This window comes from Grimontia sp. AD028, from assembly GCF_000973155.1.
Lineage (GTDB): Bacteria > Pseudomonadota > Gammaproteobacteria > Enterobacterales > Vibrionaceae > Enterovibrio > Enterovibrio indicus.
Genome location: NZ_LASY01000006.1, coordinates 1 through 16992 on the forward strand (window position 1 = coordinate 1; position 16992 = coordinate 16992).

6 protein-coding genes and 1 pseudogene are annotated in these 16992 nt (G+C 51.0%); 6 read left to right on the forward strand and 1 reads right to left on the reverse strand.

From position 1 onward, the window contains the following. Positions 1-90 precede the first annotated feature (90 nt). On the forward strand, positions 91-12480 hold the full coding sequence (locus RN22_RS01300) for a hypothetical protein (RefSeq protein WP_231590824.1): 12390 nt from the start codon (positions 91-93) through the stop codon (positions 12478-12480). 2 nt (positions 12481-12482) lie between these two features. Then, positions 12483-12869 (forward strand): hypothetical protein, encoded by a 387-nt coding sequence (locus tag RN22_RS01305; protein ID WP_046302780.1) that lies wholly within the window; start codon positions 12483-12485, stop codon positions 12867-12869. Positions 12870-13375: 506 nt separating this feature from the next. Here RN22_RS01305 and RN22_RS25375 read toward each other — a convergent pair. After that, a pseudogene (locus RN22_RS25375) lies at positions 13376-13814 on the reverse strand (alpha-amylase family glycosyl hydrolase); the annotation flags it as partial. Between the two features lie 448 nt (positions 13815-14262). Here RN22_RS25375 and RN22_RS01315 point away from each other — a divergent pair. From RN22_RS01315 to RN22_RS01330, 4 genes are read left to right on the forward strand one after another with little or no spacing between them, the layout of a single operon-like run. Then, entirely contained in the window at positions 14263-14790 is a 528-nt protein-coding gene (locus RN22_RS01315) for a lipopolysaccharide assembly protein LapB (RefSeq protein ID WP_046302781.1), read from the forward strand. A 12-nt stretch (positions 14791-14802) separates the two neighbouring features. Then, positions 14803-15939: a lipopolysaccharide assembly protein LapB gene (locus tag RN22_RS01320; protein ID WP_046302782.1), complete on the forward strand. Its 1137-nt coding sequence runs from the start codon at positions 14803-14805 to the stop codon at positions 15937-15939. Further along, complete coding sequence (locus RN22_RS01325) at positions 15932-16195, forward strand: flagellar biosynthetic protein FliQ (protein WP_046302783.1); 264 nt, start codon at positions 15932-15934, stop codon at positions 16193-16195. Before RN22_RS01320 ends, RN22_RS01325 begins: the two co-directional genes overlap by 8 nt. Then, positions 16192-16974 carry a flagellar biosynthetic protein FliR gene (locus RN22_RS01330; RefSeq protein WP_231590825.1) on the forward strand — a complete coding sequence of 261 codons (783 nt, stop codon included), beginning with the start codon at positions 16192-16194 and terminating at the stop codon, positions 16972-16974. The genes RN22_RS01325 and RN22_RS01330 overlap by 4 nt, the downstream gene beginning before the upstream one ends. Positions 16975-16992: the final 18 nt, after the last annotated feature.

Here is a 16992-nt window from a genome sequence, read left to right on the forward strand (position 1 = left end):
CAGCAGGCGCGCATTGATGCACTCAATGCAGAGCTTGAAACGCTGGAGCAGGACATTGCCAGCACCGATGCAGCCAATGATGCGTTGGGCGTGGACATCAATGACGCGGCGACCCGCATCGACAACCTCTACCTGGAAGTGCGGGAAGAGGCGGCCTATCAGGAAAACCTCAAGCAGGACATCCTGACACTGAGGCAGGAAATAGAGACCAAGGAAGACGAGCTTCGGGTGCAGTATGCCGAAGAGCTGGCCGACGCGCAGTCAGCGGCTGACACGGCGAGTGCGGCTTATGACGAAGCCGTGGCGCAGAAAGCCGTCACCGAAGCCGCCGTACAGGCGTTGGTGGGAGAGAGCGTCATCACTGAACTCTTGCCAGACATGGCCGACGACTTTGCGTCACAGACAGGTGCGATAGCCTTATCAACAGAGTCTGAGACAGCCGCGCAGACCGCACTGGCACTTATCCATCAGCTGAAGACGACACTGGAAGCCCGACTGGAGACAGAGGCGGATGTCGGTATCAAAGCGGACATCGCCATGGCACTCGCCCGTCTGGCCGATATCGACGCCGCCGTCCGTCAGGATGAACAAGCGAGTCTGACGCTGGCTTACACGACCGCCTCCCACACACAGACGGCAGCGACCCTGCTGGATGTGCAGATGCGCCTGAACAACATGGAAGCGCAGATAGCCCGGAATGCGTTTATCGCGCTGGGCTCGGTGGTGAACGTGGAGACCGACCCGCTGGCGGGGCAGCAAGACATTGAAGACATCCGTACACTGGATGAACTCAATGCCGCGCTGGCGGTGGCGCAGACTGAATACGGGGCAGCGCAGACCGCGGCCTATGAAGCGCAGACCGCCTTCCAGACCTACCTGGCCGGTGGTCATGGGCTCGAAACCAAGATAAACGTCGCGACCAACCCGGTAAAACCCCATCTCTATATGCATGCCGGGGACGCCTGGCCCGAGCTGCGTACCCTGTTTGATGCAGACACGTTTGTGTACGGCTTTGGTGAGCAATTTGAGCGGGTGTATGCCAGCCTGCTGCCGGAAGATACAGAGGTCAATCCGTCCTACGTCCTGCGGGCAGAGTTGCTATCGAACCTTGAACTGATAGACGTGGAGCTGGAAGGGGCACTGCAAAGCAGCTCCCTCAACACGATGCTCAATGACCTGCAGGCACACAAAGCGACGTTCGAGGTGATGCTGGAAGCCCTGTCCAAGGTAGCCGACCACTTCTGGGCGCTCGATGATGCCAGCGACATCTGGGCGGCCCGCCATCCGGCGGGCAGCGCCCCGGCGTATACCCTGGAGGAAGCCCTGGCTGCCACGAAAACGCAGGCAGAAACCAGCAGTGAAACCATAAAGCAGAACATCCTAACCTTGCTCGAAACCTTATCGGCGTATGAAGCCCAGCTTACCACTACGCTCAATGCCGCCACGGCGTTGGAAGCGGCGGATGCGGACGTCAGTGAGCTGCAATCTCTCATCGCGGTGAGGGAAGAATCAGAGGCCACCGAGGCACTGACCCTGTCACTGAGACAGGTGTCGGCGGAACTGCAGGTGTTATCGGTACAGATACGTGACCAGCAGGCCCGGTTGGCGGCAGACCCGGATAACACGTCACTGTTGGACGGACTGGCAGCACTGGTCAGTGAGCAGAATGCCCGGTTAACCGAGCAGGCTGAGTTGCTGGTGCAGCTTCAGACTTACAACGCCCATGAGGTGTTGGTGGCATCAGCGGCCAGTGAGGCCGACACGGCCAGCGCCTCCATAATGACCGCTGCGCAGTGGGATGAAGCGGTGGCGGTGGCACATCAGGCCTACCTGGACGCGCTTGAGACGGAAAACGACAACAACTACCGACTGTCACTGAGTTACTTTGGGGAGTATGCCCAGCCGGGAATACTGCAGGACATCGAGGCTTTGCCGGCCAGTTACCTGCCGGCACTGAACTTTGATGAGGCTCAGCAATATCTCATCACGGCGCAGACAACGTTGGATGTTGCCGATCCGCAAGAGCTCTACAGCTATCGACAGGAAGCGGCGGCGATTAAAGCTGAGATGGATTTGGTAGGAAACATTTCTAGTCAGGCTCATTCAGGAGTGGGTTTGTCTGGAGACATAGGGCGCTATATTGGTGCAGTGTTCCCTTACTATAGAAGTCAGAACTATGGCTATCTGCACGGTTACATCAGCCACTACAGTTCGCATCTTAATGGGCGTATTTCCTCCGTGGTTAACATTGACTCGTTCTCCGGTGATGTATCCCGCTTAAACACGTTGAAAGGACAGGTGGAATGGAGTGACAGTGATGTGGCTGAAGCCATTGCCCTGACCGAAAGTGTCATGGCTGACTATTCCCTTATTAACATCGAGCTGTCAACACTGGCAGATGACTTCCTGACATTGGAAGAGGCGCAATCGCTACGGGAAAATAATCTTGGGAATACATATCAAGGTCTTGATGCGGTTGATTTTCCTTCGATGGAGGAGTACTCGACGCAGGAAATACTGGATGAAATACTAGCCGCTGTTGAAACTAATTCTCAGGGTTCGCGCAGCACTGTTTCTCGGCAGATCTCAGATATTCAGTCCCTTCAACAATTTTTCCAGTCACTGTCAGAAGCCAGACAGCGCGCGAAACTTTATAGTTTGTTTGGTGAGAAAGCCGATTTAACCACGTTTCAGGGCACTTATGACCACTACCTGAGAAGGGGGAGTGACTCGGTAAACACGGCGGATGCCCCTCTTATTGGTGAGCTTTTTCCTTATTGGAAGCATCAATATTACGGAATGCTTTACGGTTACGACCACCACTTCGGAAAACGTTTCGACGAGCTTGTGCAGCCACACGTCAACAAGGCCGCATTTGGTGAAAACAGTCAAATCCTAGATACATTCCTCGGGCAGTCTGACTGGGACGACAATGACATTGCAAAAATCCTGTCAGTCGCAAAGCAGTGGTCATCAGACCTGACAGCCATTGATAATGTCTTGTCCACCCTGCCTGAAAACTTTCTGACCTTAGAAGAAGCCGAGTCCTTAAGGGAGAGCAACCCCGGTAATACCTACACCGGTACCTATTCGCCAGTTGACTTGCCATCGGCGGATGAGTACACCACACAAGCGCTGTTGGATGCCACCCTGGAAAGGGTGCGCACCGACGCTGAGAGCAAGCGCAATGAAATCGCACAACGGTTGACGGCAGTTGAATCGATTGAAGCGTATTTTGAAGCGCTTGCTCAAGATAGACAGCGCAGCAGATTACAGTCTTTGTTTGGTGAGGCAGGGTCTTTCGACGATTTCTCTGCACATTATGAACAGGTACTAATTGGGCTGTCACCAGACGCTGTGCCAACCAATATGGGTGCGTTGACTGAGGCGCTTACCCAGCACATCAGCCTGTTGCCTAACACGGCGGGGTTGAGTACGGAAAATGCTGAACTGGTTCGTTACCGCGAAGACAACGCTGCTTTCATTAATACGCTCAGCCAGCTAAAAGCTGCCATCCTTGTTGTGCCAGAGCACTTTATGACCCTGGAAGAGGCTGAAATACTGTGGCAACAGCGTAATCAGGAGATTGACCCTGACACAGGCGACATCCGCTATGAGGCAATGCACAGTGCCGAGGAAGGCCTTGCTGCCGCGAGGGAGCAAGCAGAAACAGCAGGTGCGGCTTACCTCGCCAAGCTGGATGACACACTGACGTCCTTGCAATCGGTGCAAGATGCCATCAATAACGCCCTCCTGGTAGAAGACGCCCTCACACACCTCAATACCCTCGAAGCCGATGCCTATCTGGCAAAAACCCAGCTGACCACAGCGGTTGCGCTGGATACACTGACCACACAGCGTGCCGGGCTGGATGTGGCGATATCCAGCGAATTGGCGGCCCTGGATTCGCACTTTAGCTCAGACCAGGTTGAGACGGAGTTAGAGTGGCACTCGCAAATGAGTAATTACCACCCATTCCCAACCTATGGTACATCAGAAACCTATGACTATTTTTGTACGCCAGAGCAAAAAGAAGCGTTGAGGATACTCCACTATCATGCCGCTTCATACAACGCAGGTCACTACTATACGATAAGGAATTCGGTAAAAAGCACTTTAAATATACCGGATAGCAGCTATTACTGGGAATCTTTCAATGATATGTATTTTTACGCGGGTGATTTGCAACGTCTTCGCCAAAGTGGGGTCAATGAAAGCTCTGTCACGGAACTGGCGGGTAGGGCAGCGCATTGGGAGAATGCGCTCACTCAGATAGATGCGAGAGAGCACGCCATCAACTCGCGTCTGGAAAACAAGATGACGCTCAGTCATGCCACGAGTATATGGAACACCAGATACCCTGATGGTATTGACCCTGCCACGGGGTTACCGCCCCAGTACACAGCCGAAGAAGCGTTTGCGATTGTTGATGCGTTAACAACAGAGATTGCGACAGACCAACTTACCCGGTTAACCAGTGTCAGGGACAGCGTGGCATTGATTGGCAGCAAAGCCAACGTCATCGCCAATCTGATTAATGAACGTGACCGCAGTGATTACGCACTGGCGGGCTTGCAGGCCCGTGTTGAAGAGGAAGCCAGAACTCTGGCTCAAGCTGAGCTTCAGGCGATGTCCAACAGTACCCTGACTGAGCTTCAGGCATTGGCGGCTTCCATCGAAGCCGTGGAATCCCAGCTGGCAGAAGACCCTTCCAATCCAACCCTTCAGGACAAGCTCACCTTACTTATCCACCAACAGCAGGCGCTACTCGCACAGCAACAGTCAACCTTAACTGCTCTCACGGGTGACGACTCTCTGGGGCTTTTGGTCACCAACTCCCTGCGTAATCTTGACGAAGCGACCGCGACAAGGGAGAAGGCGGCAGAAGACGTCGAGGTCAACAAGCAGCAGGTGGCTGACCTCAAGCAGGAAGTGGCACTGCTGTCCGAAGAGATAGGAGCGCAACTGACAGCCATGGCAGACAAACGGGCAGAATATGAAGCCTTGGAGGAGGAAGCTGCGCGTCTGCGTCTTCAGGAAAGCGCGCTCAGAGAGACCTTAGCGGACGAAGAAGTCATGCAGGCCGATGCATTAGCGGTTGAAGCAGCCAAGGTCGGCGCATTGACTTCTCTGTATACCCAGAAAACCATCCTGACTTCCTCTCAGGTCGACAGAGAAGCTATCGAGGTTGATAACCAGACTATCATCAGAAATGCGAGTCATTTAATCAGCGCCAATGAGGCGGTGTTAACCCAGCATGCTCAGGATATTACGAATAAAGAAACTGAGTTATTTGAGGCGAATAAGGCGCTAAAAAGGGCAAATGAAAATCTATCGAAAGCAAAGGGCGCTGTCTTAGGCATATTTAACCGGCCTAAAAACAGGGCACTTTACATTCCAGCATACATAGGGTGGGACAGCGCTACTGAATTTGGTGCAGGGGCGTTCAGCATGTTGCCGTATGACGGGAATAAAATCTCTTCAGCTTCGGTTGACTTTAGAACTGCACTGGACCGAAAAGCATCCAGAGTTGACTTATCAAGCGAGGGCAACTTTCGGCGGCTGATGCGTTCAATACTGGATGTCATCAATCAACCAACGATTACATCAACAAAAATTGAACAAATAGAGGGTCAAATGGCCCTGTTGGATCATCTTTACCGCACCGTTAATGGCATGGACAGGAGGAGAGATGGCCCGCTGCTAAGAAACTACACTTTCTCGGATAGAGACGGCAATCATTCTTGCCCATCGTTCTATGAATTGGAGAGGAGAAGAGATAACTGGTACGACGACGCCAAAAACCAAATAAAAACGTGGGCCAGCAGGGCGATAAACGGCCTTAAAACTATCAGAACCACGTTGAATGCTTACAAAAAAGCATATGAAGATGTTGGTCGTGCCCAAACCAAAATTACGGGCATAGAAAACTGGCTGAACCCTTATCGCACGATGCAAAATGAAATCGATACAGCCGAGCAACAGATAACCGCGGCGCAACTGGCTTTGGACACGGCTCAAGCAGCCATCTCGGACGGTGAAGCGGCCCTGGCGCGGGTGAATGTGGACATTGCGGAAGCGGAAGCTGCGTTGGCCGATTCGGTGGCATCACGTAAAGAGGCAGAAGCCTCTGTCAACACCACCCGGGCGCTGCTGGCACAGGCAGAAACCGACAAAGCCAATGCAGAAGCGCTGGTGCTGGCGGCCCGTCAGGAAATCAATGTGGCTGGCGGTCACTACAACGAAGCACAGGCGTCCCTGCTTGACGCCTCTACCGAGCTGGGCTCAGCCCAGGACAACCTCAATGTGGCGATGAGCCTGCACCTGCAGGCGGAGCAGTTTATCCACGACGCGGAGATGGCCAAGCTCAATGCGTCCCAGACCCTGTCGGATGCCGAGCAGCTGGTGCAGTTCAGCCAGTACCTGGTGAAACGTCAGGTGAACGCAGAGGTGGCGAGCAACGACACCTCCTACGAGTACGATGACCGTGGTCAGCTTATCGGGGAAGTATCAGCGCTGGTGAGCTACAGCGAGCGTACCGAGCAAGGCGGCCTGACCCAGTATATCGGGCGCCTGAGAACCGAACACCAGTACGACAGCCTGGGGAACGTTATCGGCACCGTCACCGCCAAAGGCACGGCAGACGAGGCAGCCAACACCTTCGTGTACGATGTGAACGGCAACCAGACGCAGTCACACGGCATTGCCGGCAGCACCGTGGTATTTGACGCCATCCATCAGGCCACCATCAACATCAATGCGCAAGGGCACCGCCGCGACAAGGTGTACGACGACCTTGGGCGTCTGCGCTTTGACGTGGACGAGCTGGGGTATGTGACCGAGCACCGCTATAACGGCCTTGGCCAGAAAGCGTCCGAAGTGCGCTACAGCGCCGCCTATGCCGGTGCACGTGTCAATGATACGCCGCTGACCCTTGACGCATTGACCACCTTCGCAGCAGATGCCGGCGCGCAGCGTGCTCTCGATTACCGCTATGACCTGCGGGGCCAACTGCGTGCGACCGTGGAGCGCAGCACCGTGGATAACCTGCAGCGCGAGACCGAGCGTAGCCTGAATGCCTTCGGGGAGACTGTGGCGGTGACCCAGCGCTATCAGGACGGGGACGTGCTGACGACGGTCACCACCCAGGCGCATCTTTACAGCGTGGCGGGTCAGTTGCTGGCAAGCCGCAATGCAGCAGGGGATGTCACCCTTTATGGTTACAACGGTTACGGTGAACTCAAAACCCAGCGTGAACTGACGGCCCCTTACCACGGTGAATGGACACTGGATGCCCTGAACAGCTGGCGACAGACGGTCGATACCACCGAGCGTCACCAGAGCTATGTTTACGACAACCGGGGGAACCGACAGCAGACCACGCTGCACAATGTGACTTACCACCGTCACAATGGCACCCTGGTCGAGGAAGTCACCCACGACCTTATCACCACCACCTATCATGACCATGCCGGGCGCATGTACATCACGGTGACAGAGGAAGGCACCACCAACCCGGAGACCCACTATACCGCGGCAGACCGGACCCTTTACGAATACGATGCCCTGGGCCGCCTGGTGGCGAGTTGGGGCAAGGCACGCGAGTACCTGGTTGATGGCCTGGAGTTGGGATTTAAGGGCGACCTGCCCAAGCGGCTTATTGCCAACCAGCGTACCGACTACTTCTATGATGCGCAGGGTAACCAACTGGCGACCCGGGTGGATGGTCCGGTAGGCCGGGTGACCCAACAGTACTTTGATGACGAAGGCCGCCTTATCGGCCGCCGGGATGCAGAAGGTCATTACACCGCCATCACCACGGATGCGATGAATCGTGTTACCAGTGAACGCACTGCTGTCAGCGGCAACGGCTATCAACACACCCGTGAAGTGACCTACCACTATGATGCCACCGGGCGCCAGCGGGGCACCACGGTCTCGGTCAACAACGCAGATGACATCATCGAGACCGTCATCTACAACGCCTACGGTGAAGTTGAAGAGAAACACCACAACGGCAAGGTACAGGAAAGCTATGTCTATGACGGCCTGGGCCGTGTTACCCACAACACCGTCAAAGGCGTGACCACCGGCTACCGCTACAACTGGCTGGACAAGGTCACGGCGGAAACCGTGGAAGGCACCCGTACCACCACCCGTGACTACGACCCGCTTGGCAATGTTACCCGGGAAACCGGCCCGGCGCAGGATGTGAATGCCGCGACCCCGCTACGCTCAGTGGTGACACTCACCCATGACCGTTGGGGCAATGTGCTGACCCAGACCGTGAACGGTCATAACCATACCTTCATGTACAACCATGCCAACCAGGTCATCAAGCAGGTGGGCCCGGCGGTGGAGGTTATCCGTGCCGACGGCTCAAGCGTCACGAAACGCCCGGTGACCCTGATGTACTACGACCATCAGGGCAACCGCCTGGCGGTGCAGGACGCGAATGGGCAGTGGCAGAAGAGTTACTATGACCTCACCGGCCAGAAACTGATGGACGTGAACGGGGCCGACGGGGTCACCCACTACTACCACAATGCCTACGGGGACGAGATAGCGCGGGTCAATGCCGCCGGTCAGGGGGAAGTGTTCACTTATGACAATAACGGTCAGTTACTGACCCGGGCCAAGGTGAGCCAGAGCAAGGGGTACCTCGAAGTCTACGCCAAGTACGCTTATGACCAGGCAGGACAGCGCTACCACGAACAGTGGCAGGGGGCGTCAGGCTATGAAATCTTCACCCGTTATGACGCGGCAGGCCGGGTTCTGGAAACCCAGGGTGGCGGTCAGCACAAGCGCTACACCTACGACAGCTTTGGTAACCGCAAGACCGAATCCTGGCTGCAGACTGGGGCGGTCAAGGCCACCAAAACCTCGTACTACGATGTCCACGGCAGGCTGACCACCCAGACATTGTATGACGGCACATCCGTAACCTACGGCTATGATGCCTTCGGGCAACTCAAAACCAAATCCGGGGCCATCAGCCAGAGCTATGAGTACTGGGACAATGGCCTGCTCAAACGCCAGACGACGGGCAGCAAGAGCGAATCGTATACCTACGATGTCAATGGGCGGGAGAGGAACCGTACCCTGACAGACACGGGACATAAACTGGTGACGGTCACGGACTGGGATGCACAGGGGCGGATTCAGCGTGTCACGGCCAGTGAGATACAGCAGACCGAGGCCATTGATGAATACGAGCGTGTCTGGACAACGCACTACGATGAGGACGGTGACGCTTACCGAACTTGGGAGGACGTAAAGAAACCGGACGTGGTACATACGCTGACTGGTTCATCAGTGCAATACTATTACGATGCAGTGGGCAACCGCCGCAAGGTGGTGACCACGGGTGAGCAGTCCGGTACCCGCTGGTATCACTATGACGGTGATAACCGCATGGTGGGGTCACACACCCGCAGTAGCGATGTGGCGTTAAGTAGCATCCAGGGGCGCGCAGGTGACCGACGTATCACCTACAACGCCCTGGGACAGAAAGTGACCGAGCAGAGCTGGGATGTGGAGCAGCGCGAGGTTGAATTTACGGCCAACGGCTACAATCCTTGGCAAGGCTTTTACACCTATCAAGATACCCAAACGCTCTCCGAGACGGTGAAAAACGAAACCCAGCTTAGCTATGACAACAACGGGCATATTGCCGGTGTCAGCGAGTACGAATACGTCAACGGAACGCGCTACAACACCCGCACCCTGAGCCAGACTAACAGCCTGTCAGGGCATGCTGAGCGCAGCACCGAGGTGACACGCACCTACACCTACTCGCGGGAGAATATTGACACGTCACCCACTGTGGCCACGCTGAAATCCAGCAAAACCACGACTTCGTCAATGCTGTACTCCAAAGACGGGCAGCTCTATAACCAGGTCATGAACACCACCGGGGAAAGTGAAATCTCGGTATGGATGGATTATCACTACAGCGGTCAGCTTGCCGCTCAGCGTACCTTCCTGACTGTGGACGGTAAGGCGGTGGTTGATACTCACTCCTATGCCTACCAGGGACGTGAAAACTTCCAGAAAAAAACCGTGGAAGCCACCACCACCCGCAGAGCGTATGGCAAGAATTTCACGCCGGGCACGTCCACCTTCCACTACAACAGTGCAGGCCACCTTGAAAAAGTGACCAGCACCAAAGCCGACAGTGAACGTCAGGTACTGACAGACTTCAACGGTCAAATCGCCCTGCAGGTCGCTGGCGGCACACTCACGGCGGAGCTTTCTACCGGGGGTAACCCGCTTGCGCATATCGGGACTGGCAGTGTTGATGCGGACCTTCTGAGTGACAGCGGTAGCAGCGCAGGCCAACAGCCGGGCACCTATACCGTGGCCACCAATGACACCCTGCAGCGTATCGCGCAAATGGTGTATGGCGACAGCCGCTACTGGTATCTGATTGCGGATGCGAACGGCTTATCACCGACGGAACCACTGACTGAAGGCAAACTGCTGGTCATCCCGAACCAACATACCCAGACCTTTAATGGCGCAGAGAGCTTCAAGCCTTACAACGAAAGTGAGGTGCTGGGCAATGTGAATCCAGACCCCATTGCGCCGCCACCACCGAAGAAGAGCTGTAACCCGATTGCACAGATCGTGATGGTGGTTGTGGCGGTTGTGGTGGCTTATTACACGGGCTATTACGTTGGCGTTGAGTTGGGAGCTTCTACTGCTGTCGCAGGTGCAGCAGGTGCAGCGGCTGGCTCAGCAGCGTCACAATTAGTGGGGATGGCGCTCGGCGAAGTCGATAGTTTCTCATGGAAACAAGTGGCTTTGTCAGCAGTCGCAGGTGCAGCAACAGCAGGTGTCAACTCTTCCTCCCTGGCAGGCACGAAGGAAATTCTGACTAATTCAGCAGCTAGCTATGGCGCGAACTATCTGGGCTCCAAAGTGCTGGGACAAGACGTGTCTTTTAGTTGGAAGAATCTTGCAGCATCCGTTGTTGGTTCGCTTGTAGGCTCGAAAGTTGGCGGTGAAACGGGCTATCTCAGTCAAATGGGGCTGGAAAACACCTATGCAATTGACTACCTAAGTGGTTTTGCCAGCAGTTCTACAGCCTCTGTTCTGAGGGGGGAATCGTTTAGCGATAATGCTGGGATGATGGCTGTTGATTCGTTTGGGAATGTGTTGGGCCGAGCAGTGGTTGATCATGTTAAGTTACAGAATGTGAGGAACAGTCTAACCGCCTCAACAAATGCTAGTTTCAGTCGTCAAGCATATGAGAAATATATTTCAGATAGTTACGGCGTGTTTGTTCCCCCGGGTTCAGAAGCTGATTTTATTAGTTATTCAGATTGGGCCGCTTACGAAGAATCTCGACTGCTTGATGGAAATATATCGTTAGATGATAGCGATTTATCTGTCGACGAGCCTCAAGCATTCGTCAACACAGAAGTGCTTGATCAGCAAGCGGATGGGATTTTTGACCCATACATTAAAAGTGATTATGTCAGTCCATATGATGTATATCTTTCCGAGAGTAGTTACAAACAATCCAACTTCTTTGGATCGATGAATGGTTGGCTAAACGACCATCGTTCAGCAATCTCAGATTTCTACGATGATGGTGTTGGTCAGCTGTTCTTTGTTCAGGCGACTGTAGCAGGCGGTGTGTTTGGTGCTGCGGAAAGCATTACAGGAGGTTTGTCTCGCTTCTGGGATGACCCTCTTGGTTACGGCTCCGCGATATGGGATGCAACGAAAAGCTTTGTAAGCGACTCTTGGGATGCAACATATAATTGGGATAGCGATGCCCAAAGTCGAATGTACGAAAGAGGCGAAGCTCTTGCCGATGGTGTATACGGCTACTTCTCAGATATGTGGACGAATGGTTCTAGTGGTAACTTCTTTGCTTTTGGGGAAACGGTAGGACCAGTAGCGTTTGACTTTGCATTCGGTTTGAAAGGTGCAGGTTATGCGAGTAAGCTTACGTCTGGATGGGGGAATGATGTTGCTCCAACCATAAATCAGAGGCATTTGGATTATGGTGGAGATCTTGGTGCAATAAATGAGTCTGTGGAATTGTTGGGCCAAAGAGCACTTAGAAACTCTGGTGGTGACCCGTATAAAGCAGAAGCAATCTTTGAAGATTACCTAAAAGCTGTAGATAATCGATTGCAACGAGTTGATAGTGATTACAGAATTGAAATTCAACCGGCAGCACTTAAAGGGGAAGGGCGTGTTCCTGCTTTTATTTATCTTCATAGAGGCGGTCCGGATACTTCACTAATAACTAATTCTTCTGGTGATCCAAAGCTATTTGCATATCCTGGGTCTAAGCGGTTAGATGCTGGTGTTATTGATATTTCATCAGATGCAAATCAGTTTAATTTACACCCTGTTGTTTCTGGTTTTGATATTACTACAAGTAAAACGAAGCCAAATATAGTTAATAAATATCAACAGGTATTTGGTGATATTCCTATCTATGATATTAGGCTGGATTGATTATGTCTGAATTATTAAATGAAGCTGGGAAGCTTATTTCTGAAAAGGCGATTCTTCCTCTGTTAGAGGAGTTGGAGAAAGAAGCCTCAGAATGTTTGGGTGTTGAGGTGTTTGTTTTAGATAGTGGTCAAAAGTTTGGAGTCTTCATCAGAGAAACTGAGCAAGGCTCTTCAGCAAAAGCTGAAGTTCGATTACTTTTGAAGGAAGGGCTTTCTCCTAACGAATTCAGATTTAACGGCGAGTGTATAACTTCAGAGTTCTCAAAAGAAACTGGCTTTTCTGGATTCTCAATAAAAGGTAAAGCTTTTATTGAGAATTCCACTGTTGAAATAAGTGGTAGAACAAATCGGTATAATGTTTGGAGCTGGGGTTCTAAGTTCAAGGATTGACTGGCTAGTGAATCAAGTTAAAGGAGATAAATTAACAGGACAGTCACCATTAGAGAGCAAAACAGGGAAAAACAACTAAAAGGACAGTCACTATTAGAGCAAAAATCTGTAGTGGTAAACTGCTCCCAGACAGCAAATTAGGTCGATTCTCTGCTTTAAAAAACAGAGACAGGCACTTTAAGAGAAATGTGATGACTAGTCTGTTAGTAAGTGACTGTTTTATGGTTTAACTTTAAGGAATGGTGCTCAAAATGAGTTGTTAGGTAGAGATTTCTTTAAATCTTGGTAACTTTGTAAGGTTTAGACAGCACGAAAACAGGCGATAGCCTGTTAGCTGTGTAAAATTGGGCGAAGCTGGTTGAGGAGAAGGTTTAGCTGTCAGGCAGAAAACAGAGACAGACACTTTTAGACAGCCTGAAAACAAACGATGGCCTGTTAGCTGTGTAAAATTGGGCGAAGTGGGTTGAGGAGAAGGTTTAGCTGTCAGGTAATCTGAGCCCTGAAAGTTACCCTCGGTCTAGGTGAGGCAGTGAAGCTTTAATGGCTTGGCTGCTGCCAATTAATCTGCCTCTTTCTACTTGGGTGCAGGCGTTTAGCCAATCGGCTTTGTCAAACCCCAACCATTACAAGAATGGGTGGTAAGCACGGCTGATATAGCCGCGTGTGTCATCGCGTATCTGGCGCCCAGTCCAATCAACCAGCTCCAAATAATCCATCGGGTATCGCTTCGCGCGGGTTTCCGGCAAACGGGAACAAGTCAGGGATCGTCATCTCATTATTTTTAATCGACTCAATCCTCCCTTTTACTGACGTATGGTCAAACTGTTCGGGCGTATCTGCCATTGCCGCTCGCAAAGGGTTTAAATCAACATAGGCCTTCGCAACCGCTAACGCTTTTTCGTCCAGCAGTGCCTGACTCTTAAATCGTCCTTCCCAGAAATACCCCTGCATCCCACCTCAAACTTGTCTGCCTTCGTTAAGACCAAAAATTTCGATCACTGCCGTTAGCTATTGTTCCAATTGCAGGTCTAAAACAATCCCTGTTTAAAGCATTGAAACTGACCAATAAGTGTACTAATACTTTAATACACAAACAAAACCTTACAGATCCTTAGGTCAATCGGCCTAGTTTGAGTGATCAAATCAGTACTAATCTGAAAAGAGTATGTAACACTCCAACTTTTATCATCCTTTCTGAAACCTCTTCGCTACTTGGATAACATTTCTCATTGGTAATAATTGTGTTCGATCTGTAAAAAATTCAGACATGTCCGCTTTTTCCCCATTTTCTAACTCAGAAAATGCGTTATCGTTTGTACAACCAAATTACAAAAGTCCGATGAGTTGTTAGAGAATTCGGACACACAATAAAGCAGTCGGTTGGACAAAGACTATGCAGTATCTAGAACTATTCTCCACGGAAGAACTTTTGGCGCTTGCAGCACTGGATCTTGAAAAAGAACAGTTAGACAAGGGCTTAGCAAAACTCAAATACCTTACTAAACAGAGCGTTGTTTCAGATGAACTGGATTCAATGCTTGGTAGTGTTTACGCAAAGCTACGTTTATTTAACCTGGCAGCAGATCACTACGCCCTCCTTTTGGAAAGAACGCCGTCGCGTTTGCATGAAAGATTCCAGCTAGGCATGGTTTATCGCGAGATGAATGAACTTGAGAAAGCTGCCGAATGTTGGGATGTCGTATTGAAAGAAGACGGTACTTATCCTCCAGTTTTATTCCACAAAGCCTTGTTGCATCTCACCATTGAAGATGTTTCCGAGTCGAAAACCCTATTGAACAAGTTGGTTGCCACGGCTGATTCAGACAACTACTACGTCGAGCGTGCTCGAAACGTGTTGGAAGATATTAATTTGTCTGAAAGTGAGCCAAAACCATCAACAACAGCTGAGCAGGTTCACTAAAGGGTATTTCTGATGTCTGTAGAGCGTTTGCGGGAATATTTGGCGCTCGACCCTGAAAACAGCATCTTGGCATGCCAACTCGTCGAGTTACTGGCAAAAGAAGGTGATGTTAAAGGAGCGATGGCGGCAGTAGATACAGCGCTTTCTTATCACAGTGATGATGCACATTTACTGAGTTGGAAGGGGCACCTTTCTATTGCGACCAAGGCATATGAAGATGCTGTCTCTGCTTACAACACTTTGTTTTATTTAGGCTACGAGCAATCAGGTCTTAAGATCAATTGTGCGCTGGCTAATTATCAGATGAAGGCGTTTTCTGATGCGACTGCGTTATTAGAACAAGTTGATGAGTCTGAATTGGGTGTGCAGCACGGTTTGATGAAAGCCAGGTGCTTGGCGCACGCAGAACAAATACCAGAAGCCATCGCAGTGACGGAAAAGCTGTTATCAAACAGCGATGCTGAAACACGAAGTGAACTTCAGGGCGCATTGGGTTTGTTTTATCTTGATGATGCGCAGTATGAGCAGGCTGAGAAGTATCAGCGAATTGCGCTAGAGCATGATCCGAATCAGTTCGAAGCACTCATCACGCAAGGAAGTTTGGCGCTTTATCGTTTAGATATGATCAAAGCCAAGAAGATTGTCGACAGGTTGATAGGGCAGTTCCCCACCAATGGACGAGTGTTAGCAATGAAAGCACTCATTCATATGTACAAACAGGAATTGCCAGCAGCGATTTCGACTTATGAGTTAGCGTGCAAAGAAATGCCTGATCATGTCGGTAGTCGAGTGAACCTTGCGTGGTGTTTCTTCTCCATGGGGGATTTGGATACCGCTGAGAAGACTTTCAACCAGGCTGTTGAAATAGAGCATAACTTTGCAGAGTGTCATGGTGGTCTGGCGGTAGTGAAAGCTTACCGTGAAGACTGGAATGCGTCGAAGCAGTTAGCTAAGAAAGCGCTAAAACTGGACTCGCAGTGTGCATCAGCGCTCTTTGCCCGGTCGCTTTATCTCAAAGTGAAAGGTATGGATGAGCAAGCCGAAGCCATCATGAATGGTGTGATGTCATTCCAATCAGAACTTGCTGCACAGAATTTGAGTGACACGATTACGTTGAGTTTTCTGACGAAGAAAAAGCCAAATGGATAAAGATGCCGCCAGCTTTTTACTCAGTGAGATGATGAGTACAGCATTTCTAGTGTGTGGCCCGGTATTATTAGTGGCGCTCGTGGTTGGTCTGGCGGTGAGTATTATTCAGGTGGTGACTCAAATTCAGGAAATGACATTAACCTTCGTGCCAAAAATGTTCGCAGTGGCATTGATTATTATGTTGATGTCGGGGTGGATGTTAGGGGTATTAACAGAATTTACGATTTCGCTTTTTGAATATGCTTCAAGTTTGTGATTGAAAATCAAATTGCCAATGAATGGCAAGACTATATCAGTGTTTTCTTTTTGATCCTTTGTAGGGTCACGCCTCCTCTTGTTTTCAGGAGTGTGAATCCGTTGTCAATGTTACCCCCTTATATAAAGGTATTGGTGACATTGGTATTTTCTCTGGTGATATTTCTCAGAGTGACGGATGACAATATGATAATGCGCGTTGTACAACTCGATGGTACGGCAATGGCGGTAGCGTGCCTAATCGAATTCGGCATTGGATTAATACTTTGGTTCGCTTTGCTTGCTACCTATGGAGCGATATATACATTTCTACGGGTATTAGATATGCAAGTGGGTTTCAACCCTATGGGTATATTCAATCCCTCTATGAGTGAATCGGATCCAATATTAACGCGTGTTGTGCTGGTGTTTGTGTTTTTGTTGTTTTTTATTACGGACATGCACTACTTCATTCTGATGGCACTGACTCAATCATTGAATCTGTTCCCTGTGTTGAGTGGTTTTGGTGAACCAAACTTGGAGTTGTTGATTGCCTTGTTTTCTTCCCAGTTCATGCTGTGCCTTATTTTGGTGTTGCCCATTATGGTCGCGGTTTTTTGGGTCGATTTGGTTTTGGGCATGTGTAGCAGGGTAATGCCGCAAGTGAATATCTATTTCGTTGGCTTACCTTTGAAAATTGCCGTGGCGTTTATCATTTTGGGCTTAGCATCGCGTCACATTACCAGTGTTTCAGAAGAACTGTTTGACAGCGTAGTAAGGTACTGGCACGCGCTATATTGACGCCAGCTACCGTGAGGT